The following is a 9552-nucleotide window of genomic DNA, read 5'->3' as shown; positions in this document are numbered from 1 at the left end:
TAATTCTGCTTCCATAGCATTAGCTAACCAATAGCCAATACTACCTTGAGTCATTGCCACACAAGTATCTAATGGCATTGCAGGATTTTTTTCAGAGTTGGCAGCTTGTTGTTGTAATAAAAGGTTACCTACTTGAGGACCATTTCCGTGAGAAATGATTAATTTATAACCACTCTTAACTAAGTTTACTAAGTGTTTTGATGTTTGGATTAATGCTTCTTGTTGTGCTTGTGCACTTGCATCATCTGATAAAATTGCGTTTCCGCCTAAAGCTACAACGACTTTCTTTTCCATTCTTATTCCTCATTTCATAATATTATTCCATAAAAAGTAGAGGTCACCCCTACGGGTTGACCTCCAAAACTAATACATTAATTGTAACAAATTAATTATCACTTACAAGTTTGAATACTTTATCTTTTTCACCAGTTAAGTAATACACAATATTTTGGGTTGATAAACGTTGTAATTCTCTTAATGATGTTTCTGAATAGAAGGCTGCATGTGGTGTAATAATCACATTGTATAAACCAACCAGAGGATGATTTGCTAAATCTGGTGTTTCATCAGCTAAAAGATCTAACCCAGCACCTTTAATCAATCCTTGTTCTAAAGCAACTTTTAAGTCGTCTTCGTTTACACTAGCCCCTCTTCCCATATTAATAAGGAATGGTTTTTTCTTCATTTTTTTAAACAATGCTAAATCAAAGAATGATTGATTTGACTCATTAAGATTCATATTATTCGTAATGACATCAGCTTGAGCTAGTAGTTCATTTTTAGAAACTAGTTCAACACCTAATTCTTTAGCAATAGCTGGGTCAACGTATGGGTCACAAGCAATAACCGTCATGCCTAAAGCTTTTGCTCTTGTTCCAACAGCTTTACCAATTTTACCAAAACCAAAGATGCCTAGTGTCATCTCTTCTAAACGTTGATTTGGTGGTTTTACATCATAACGCCATTTATGGTTTTCATCAATATCTTGAATATAAGCCTTAACGTTTTTCACCAAACTAATCATGAGCATGATTGTAAATTCCGCAACATCAATTGTCGAATATTCGCCAACCGGACAAACACCAATACCACGTTTATTCGCTTCAGCTAAATCAACATTGTCAAAACCTGTTGCATTCATAGAAATTAATTTAAGATTTTTAGCATGATCCATTGCTTCTGCATCAATTTTTGTAAATGCTGTTAAAATGGCATCTGCATCTGAGATCACTTCATAAAATTCTGCTCTTTTTTCATCAGAATATTCATAGACAACAATTTCACATTCGCCAAGTCCTTCAATTAGAATTTCGCGTTCGTAATCATGTGTTGGCATCATTGAATCTGGATAATCCGCAATTACAATTTTCATTCTTACGCGTCCTTTCTAGACTAGCTACGTTTAACAGGGTAAGTCATACAGTGTGGTCCGCCACCTGCTTTAAGAATTTGTTCTAAAGGTAATTTGATAACTTCTAAGCCTTCAGCTTCCATTGCTTCGTTCACAGATTTATTGTTTTCAATACCTAGAACTTTTCCGTTACCTAATGCTTGAACGTTACAGCCATGTTTAAAGACTAATTCACTTGGAACATGGATAATCTTGAAGTCACGACGTTTTAACATTTCTAAGAATTGGTATGGTAATTCATCAGTTGCAGCAATACATACTTTAGGTGCTACAATGTTGAAAATCATATCTAAGTGTAAGTTTGTTGGACGTGATTCAACACCAACAACTGTATATCCAAATTTTTCTAATTGTTCACGTAAGTTATCAACACCTGCTTTATCAGTACGGTCAACTAAACCAAATGCTAATGTATGATCATCGATCATCCAGAAATCGCCACCTTCAAAACAACCAGCGTTACAGCGAGCAATAATTGGAATACCCATTTCTTTTAATTTAGCTTCGTAAATTTCAGTTTCTTTTTGACGAGCTGGATGGCGGAATTTACCAATAATCGCGCCTTCTTTAACCATTGCACCAAAGTCACGTGCAAATGTTTGAACTTCTAATTCTTTATATGAATCAACTTCAACAACTTCAACACCATTGTCTTTGTATGCTTGAACTAGTGTATTCCATTCTTTCACCATTAATTCATTTTGTTCAGTTTCACCTTTTTCCATCCATGCTTTTGTGATGTCGTTGATTCCATTAAACTTGTAGAATCGAGGTGAACACACCATAACTTTTTCTAAGACATTAGTACCATTTTTTACGTAAAATTGTTCTGACATTTCTAACTTCCTCCAATTCAATTTATCTAAATATTTTTATATTAAAACATAAATCACTAAGAATGCGACGCAAGCTAGGAAAAAGTATGCTAAGTATTTCCAAGTTGCTTTGATCCAAGAACCGTAATCCACATGTACAGCTTGCGTACACGTCATTACAATAATCGAAGTTGGTGCAAATAGTTTAACGAATCCTAAGGCAAAGTTATAAACTAAAATCATTGAAGATTCTTCAAGACCAGCAAAAATTGTTAATGGTGCCATAATTGACATTGTTGCTGCTGCAAGTCCTGTTGAACTTGGAATAAACATTGCCATAATGATGTAAACTAAAAAACAAACGATAATGAAGATTACTGGTGGTAAACTACCAATTGTGCTTTCTGTTGCGTTTAAAACAGTTGCCGTAATATTTCCATCAGTCATAATCACTTGAATCCCTCTAGCAAGAGGTACAATAAATGCAGTTGAAACAAGTGCAGCTGCACCTTTAATCAAGATGTTAATAATTTTATCAACGCTATATCCCATGATTTTACCAACAAGGAAAGTCATGATGATTAAAAGACCGTTGATTTCATTAAAGTACCAACTACCAAATGGTACTAATGAACTACCTAAGATTGTGCCAATAATTGGTGCATTCGTTAACCATTTAGTAGCGCTTTCAAAGAACGTCCAGTTGGGATTTAACGAAGTCCATGGAATTAATGAAACAATCATGATTGCGAATGTTAAAACAAATAACATAAAGACTTTACTTTGTTTTTTGTCTAATTCACCAATCTCTTCTTCGCCACCAGCAAACTCTTCAATATCTTTTTCATGTCTAAAATATTGAACAGATTTTTCTGGATGTTTTTGAATATGAGCGGCATAACGACAAATCATTAATGAGACAAGACCCATTAAAACGAAGAAGACAATCGTACGATAAATAATACCTTCACCAGGACTAATACCTGCAATTCCCGAAGCAATACCTGTCGAGAACGGGTTGACAATAGATGCTGCGTTTCCGGCTTGTGTACCGAAAATAACAATCATTAGTGCGACAATCGTATCTAATCCAAGTGCTAAAATAATTGGCAAAAACATTAAAAGATAGACGAATCCTTCTTCATATGCCCCTTGAACAGTTCCAAAAATACCCATAATAAATGTTAAAACAGTAATCAAGACAAAGTAGTTCTTTTGGTATTTACGAGCCACACCTTTAAGCGCAATATTGATTGCACCAGTTGTGTCCATCATTTCTAAGAAACTACCAAACAACATCACGTTCAGTGAAATTGTAATCGCACCTGAAACTTGCTCATTCCCAACCATCCCAATGATCGGTGCCATGATGACGTCCCATAAACCTTGACGGTTGGCATCAACACGTGTATACGTTCCAGCAATTGCACGTCCTGCTTCATCTAATTCATATTTACCCCCAGGAATAAACCACGTTAAAATGGCAACAATTAATAAAACTCCAAAAATGATGACATACGTATTGGGGGATTTAAACTTTTTCTTCTCTTTTTTCTTTTCGACATTTTCCATTAAGTCTACCTCTTTCCTAACAGTCACTCTTAAATTTCCTGCTTGGAAGAGTGAGTGAACGTTACCCTTTGTTCTAGCAAAGTAGATTTCCTATTTTTTTCATAAAAAGACGACAAACTAGTCTTTCATCAGTATGTCGTCTTAAGTTTTCATTCGCTCAACTTAAAGCTATTCAAATGAAGATTAGTCAGCAACAGCTGCTAAAATTGCTTTAATTGAGTGCATACGGTTTTCACCTTCGTCAAAGATAACTGATTGAGCACATTCCATCACTTCATCTGTTACTTCTTCGCCACGGTGAGCTGGTAGACAGTGCATGAAGATTGCACTTTCTTTAGCTTTTTTCATTGCGTCCATTGTAATTTGGTATGGTGCAAAGATTTCTTTAAGGTGTGCGATTTCTTCTTCAGGTTGACCCATACTATATTGAGACATACCATAAACGATATCTGCATCTTTAAGTGCTTCGTCAAAGTCTTCTGTGAAGACTATTTTAGCACCTGAAAGTTTCGCACGTTTTTCAGTTTCAGCCATAATTTCTGGATCTGGTTTTAATTCTGAAGGACAAGCTAAGTAAAGATCGATGCCTAATGTTGCACAGAAAATCATTGTTGTATAAGCAACGTTGTAAAGGTTACCTGCGTAACACATTTTCAGACCTTCGTATTTTCCAAATTTTTCTTTGATTGTCATTAAATCGGCAATCCCTTGAGTTGGATGTTCTAAAGCAGTTAAACCATTGATGATTGGGTTTTGCATCCATTCAGCACATTCCTCAACAACTTCATGTCCGAATGTACGGATGAATAATCCATCAAAGTAACGGTCTAAAATACGAGCTGTATCTTTTAAAGGCTCGCCACGAGTCATTTGCATTTCGTCTGGACGTAAGTAAACGATCTTAATTCCTAAGTCAGCAGCAGCACGTTCTAAAGCATTACGTGTACGTGTACTATTTTTTTCAAACAAGGCAGCCCATACTTGACCTTTGAAATATTCATGGGGCTCTCTTGCTGTCCATTTGCGTTTAAAATCTAAAGATAGATCAGTAATAAATTCAATCTCCTCTTTTGTCATATCCTTAAATGCTAAATAATTTTTTCCTTTGAAACGGTTTCTCATATGTATCTCTCCTTTAACTTTATGGCTTTATCTTAGCTTCTTTTTGCGTTAGAATGAATTGTACAAATGTACAATAAACCGTTTTCAATTTGTTTGATTGTACAATGGAAGGGGCAAAATGCTATTAATATCGAAATTACTGTCAAAGAATTACTAAAGCACGAAACCTTTTTAACGGCAGATATTATCTGTAATAAGCGTTCGATCTTAAACAACGTTAACACCGTTACGATTATGGATATCCCAGATATTGTGGAATGGATTCATCCCAAAGAATTGATTATTATGGGGCGATTCATGGAAACGCACTTCGATACGGAATTTATCAAGCAATTAGCTGATAAAGGTATTTCCGGAATTATTTCCAAGAAAAAATTTAAAAAATTCGTTACCGAAGAAACCATCGAGGCTTCACAGCACTATAATATTCCGATGATTTTCGTTGACGATAAATTTGCTTGGAGTGAAGTCACTTCTACCGTGCAAAAACTACAATCTGATAAACAAGTCAATATATTGAAGGAAACTGAAATGTTTCACCGGATGTTACTTAAATATTTACGCACAAATAAAGGACTCAATGATCTATGCTCTTCGATTCAAGAAGTGACTGATTTATCGATTGCCCTCGCCGATCAAAATTTAAATTTAATCGATCAATCCTATGGCTTTAATTGGAAAGAAGCAATCGCCTCTCTAACACCACAAGATTTACGTCACAAAGAGTTACTTGGCTATACTCTAAATCAAAGACTGGTTCAAGGTTATCGTTATCACTGCCTTGAGAATAACGAACAAAATCAATTGATTTTAATCAAAAATGATGAAGTAAGGGATGAAATCTTTTATCTTATTTTAAAAGTTCCCGAAACAACAAACGTCATTCAAGCTGATATTCTTTCAAAAGTTGAAACGATTCAATCTATCTATCACTTAAAGAAATCTTTTTATCAAGATGTCATCAAAACTAATCTTATTTACAAAGACCTAGCCTTTGAAGAGCTATTAGAATTAACAGAGCCCGCTCCGAAAAGCCGGAGTAAATTTAGCTTGATTCTCGGACAACGATTAGAAGAGCACTACCAAGTAGTATTAATAAAAAATTTAAATACTTATGATAATAGCGACAAGATAAAAAAAATAAAACTGTTCTCGGAATTCTCAGAACAATTTTATGATAGTTATTTTACCAATGAAAATACGCTGATTTTCTCTAAAAATAACTACTGGGTACTATTAATTGGTGACTCGCAAAAAGATTTAGATCTTTTTGTTCATTCATTATCAAATTTTTTAGAAACATTTCTCAACCATAATCGTTTCTATATTGGGATTGGAGACCGCTATCCTTATTACCAACTCAAAAGTTCTTGGACTGAAGCTGAACATTCTGTCCTCTTCTTAGAAAAAAGTAATGCTAGTGACAAGTATCAGTTCTATAAAAAACTTGGCATCCTCAAACTTTTTACTGATGAGTCTGGCAGTGTCAACCAACTATTTATTGATCAAATTCGTGATCGCTTTTTAAAACCGATTCTCGAATATGATGCAGAACAATCTGGAGAACTGTATTTAACACTCCAATCCTATTTTGAGAATAATTTTTCCCACAACAAAACTAGTGATTTACTCTTCATTCATAAAAACACATTGCGAGCACGACTTAAAAAAATTGAATCTTTACTAAATGTCAATCTAAAAAATAGCAATGACTTAATGAATATTTATCTTGCTATGCGTTTGAATCAAATGAAGAGTCCTTTAGAAAGCGAACAATAATCTTTATTTTTTATAAAATTGAATAATAAAAATTGCAACTTCACTCCTTTCGTGTATAATGTAGTAATTGTAGAAAGGGGTGAAGTTATGAATTTTTATGAATGGATAAAAATCATGATTCCGCCGTTTCCCTGGAATGGATGTTTTTTTCTCAGATTAAATTAAGTTTAGGAGTTTTATTATGGAAAAAAACATCAACACAAAAAAAATTAGTTTATTATTGTTAATCTGTCTCGTTGGTTTTCCTCAGGTGAGTGAAACCATCTTTACACCATCGCTAACAAATATTGCCGGTGCATACGGCGTTACAATGAACGTCGCACAACTTACATTAAGCATCTATTTTCTTTCATTTGCTTTTGGCGTTTTCTTTTGGGGAATTATTTCTGATTTTATCGGACGACGCTCGGCAATGCTTTATGGCATATTGGTGTATACGATTGGCTGTATCATTTGTTACATCTCTACAGACGTGAGTATTCTCTTCCTTGGACGCTTTGTTCAAGCATTTGGTGCCAGTACTGGATCTGTAACAACACAAACAATTTTACGTGAACACTACCAAGGAAACGAGCGACATACATTATTTGCGCAAATTTCAGCAGCACTAGCCTTTACACCAGCCCTAGGACCGTTAATTGGCGGTTATATTGGACAATACTTTGGTTTCCGTGCTGTATTTCTCACTTTAGTTATTCTGGGTGCAGGATTACTACTTTGGACACATAGAAAATTACCGGAAACAATGATTGAAAAGAAAACACATTTTAATGCCTCATTTATCTTTGGCGTTGGTAAGAAAATGTTATTCAGTCGTTACACCTTAATTTTCTGTCTTTTAATCGGTGTCTTAAATGGCGTCTTATTCAGTTATTATGCTGAGGCACCTTTCATTTTCATTGAAGTTTTCGGCTTTTCGCAATCTCAATATGGTTTCATGGGAATCGTTGTCGCATGCGCCACAATACTTGGAGCCTTACTATCAAAAAAATTATTAACTAAATTCGAACCAACCAAAATTATTCGTTTTGGGATTACGTTTGCTTTATTTGGTAGTCTATTCTTATTAGCAATTTCGCTAATTGACATGCCTTTAAAAATCACGACTATTTTATTTATTCTTGGTATCTTTATCACTCTGATTGGAACTGGACTAGCTTTACCAAATTGTTTAAGTCTTGCACTTGCTAAATTCTCTGATGTAGCTGGAACAGCCGGTGCCTTTTTAAGTTTGGTGTATTATATTATTGTTAGTTTATTTACCTTTGTGATGGGTATCATCCACAATGGTTCAATCATGATGTTACCATTACTATTTGTTGGTTCATTTATCATGTTGTTCATTGTCACATTTTCAAAAGAATTTAAGTAAGTTCAAGTAGTGTTAGCTCCTTTTTTAGCAACATGCTATAATCAGCTTAACGATAAGTGCTTAGTGAAGGGAAGTGAAGAAGATGGCAGCCTATTACATTCGAGAAATCAAACGCGAGGATTTTGACGAAGCCGTTCAACTATACATCACTGTCTTTTCAAGTGAACCTTGGAATGACATTCTAACTGTAAATCAAGTTGAACAGTATTTTAATCAACTTTATAAAATGAATACTTTTCTAGGATACCTCTTAATTGAAAGTGAAACTGAAAGAATAATTGGTACCTGTCTCGGATATGAAGCCTTTTGGTTTAAAGGGTCATATTTCTTCATCGATAGTTTTTATATTTCAAACCAATATCAAGGAAAAAAACTTGGCCAGTTCTTCATGAACAGCCTTGAAGCCGCAATTAAAAAGAAAGAAATACCTACTATCAATTTAAGAACAGGTAAAGATTATCCTGCAGCACATTTTTATAAACAACAAGATTTTTCTGAACTAAGCACATATACCTACTTTACAAAAGAACTTTAATAACCAAATAAAAAAGAGAGTATGACATAAAAGTCATACTCTCTTTTTTTAAACAAATTGGATCCTAGAAATAAGCCGAACACTTCTCTCCTATTCTATTTTAATTAGAATGACGGAATCAGAGCCACTTTTTCTTCTTTTTCAAAATAATCACGTACTGCATCACTGGCGACTGCTTTTTTCAAAACTTTAATTTTTTCAGTATCCTGGTTGTCTTCTCTAGCAACAACACTAATCGCAAAATGATGATCTGATGGTGTTTCTAAAAGGATCGCATCTTCTGGAGTTAAACCAATTTTTGTTAGATATGTCGGATAATTATAAACTAGGACCATCCCTTTTTCATCATAAGCAGATGCTAAATTTAATAAATCTAATTCTACAAACTCAAAGTTTTTTGGATTATCAACAACATCTTTAACAGTGCCATCATAACCAACTCCATCTTTTAGTTTAATTAAACCTTCATCGTTTAAAATTGCTAGTGCACGTCCTTGATTTGATTTATCATTTGGCACTGCGACTTTCCCACCATCAGGAAGATCTGCCAATTTGTCATAATCTTTTGAATAATAACCGACTCTTGCATCATAAACTTTTTGAACTACAACTAAATTTGCATTATTGGCTTTATTATATGCTTCCATAAAGGGACCATGTTGCGAGAAGTTTGCATCTACTTCCTTGTCTTGCAATAGTTTATTGTACTGCACATTATCATTAACACGAACCATCTTAATTGTATAACCCTCTTTTTTAACTTCGTTCTCAGCAATTTTTAAAATCTTCTCAGTTGAATCAATTGCTGAAGCAACGGTAATTACTTTATCTTCACTCTCATTTTTTGATACTTCTTTTGTTGAACCTGAGCCTTTCCCACAACCAACTAATAATAAACTTAAACCTAACACACCAAAAATAAATCGTTTCATGTTTTTCATTTTGA

9 protein-coding genes are annotated in these 9552 nt (G+C 34.3%); 3 read left to right on the top strand and 6 right to left on the bottom strand.

The window, feature by feature from the left end; genetic code table 11:
• The 5 genes from ESZ54_RS11755 to argF form a co-directional block, all read right to left on the bottom strand.
• Nucleotides 1-294, bottom strand: a 294-nt coding sequence (locus ESZ54_RS11755; protein WP_476718463.1) for an amino acid kinase family protein, incomplete at its 3' end; no start/stop codon positions are given.
• A gap of 91 nt (nt 295-385) precedes the next feature.
• Complete coding sequence (locus ESZ54_RS11750; RefSeq protein ID WP_136137846.1) at nt 386-1372, bottom strand: NAD(P)-dependent oxidoreductase; 987 nt, start codon at nt 1370-1372, stop codon at nt 386-388.
• A gap of 20 nt (nt 1373-1392) precedes the next feature.
• Entirely contained in the window at nt 1393-2247 is an 855-nt protein-coding gene (locus ESZ54_RS11745) for a dimethylarginine dimethylaminohydrolase family protein (protein ID WP_136137845.1), read from the bottom strand.
• 36 nt (nt 2248-2283) lie between these two features.
• On the bottom strand, nt 2284-3798 hold the full coding sequence (locus ESZ54_RS11740; RefSeq protein WP_136137844.1) for a YfcC family protein: 1515 nt from the start codon (nt 3796-3798) through the stop codon (nt 2284-2286).
• 183 nt (nt 3799-3981) lie between these two features.
• Nucleotides 3982-4920: an ornithine carbamoyltransferase gene (gene argF, locus ESZ54_RS11735; RefSeq protein ID WP_136137843.1), complete on the bottom strand. Its 939-nt coding sequence runs from the start codon at nt 4918-4920 to the stop codon at nt 3982-3984.
• Between the two features lie 66 nt (nt 4921-4986).
• On the opposite strand from argF, the gene ESZ54_RS11730 reads away from it, so the two are divergent.
• From ESZ54_RS11730 to ESZ54_RS11720, 3 genes are all read left to right on the top strand, one after another.
• Nucleotides 4987-6699, top strand: a complete 1713-nt coding sequence (locus tag ESZ54_RS11730; protein ID WP_136137842.1) for a helix-turn-helix domain-containing protein — start codon at nt 4987-4989, stop codon at nt 6697-6699.
• Between the two features lie 181 nt (nt 6700-6880).
• Nucleotides 6881-8071 (top strand): multidrug effflux MFS transporter, encoded by a 1191-nt coding sequence (locus ESZ54_RS11725; RefSeq protein WP_136137841.1) that lies wholly within the window; start codon nt 6881-6883, stop codon nt 8069-8071.
• Between the two features lie 82 nt (nt 8072-8153).
• On the top strand, nt 8154-8606 hold the full coding sequence (locus ESZ54_RS11720; RefSeq protein ID WP_136137840.1) for a GNAT family N-acetyltransferase: 453 nt from the start codon (nt 8154-8156) through the stop codon (nt 8604-8606).
• Between the two features lie 104 nt (nt 8607-8710).
• Here the strand turns inward: ESZ54_RS11720 and ESZ54_RS11715 are convergent, their stop codons facing one another.
• Entirely contained in the window at nt 8711-9538 is an 828-nt protein-coding gene (locus ESZ54_RS11715; RefSeq protein WP_420824371.1) for a MetQ/NlpA family ABC transporter substrate-binding protein, read from the bottom strand.
• Nucleotides 9539-9552 lie beyond the last annotated feature (14 nt).

Source organism: Vagococcus silagei (assembly GCF_004795745.1).
In the GTDB taxonomy this organism is placed as follows: domain Bacteria; phylum Bacillota; class Bacilli; order Lactobacillales; family Vagococcaceae; genus Vagococcus; species Vagococcus silagei.
This window is presented reverse-complemented; position numbering and strand designations above follow the sequence as displayed.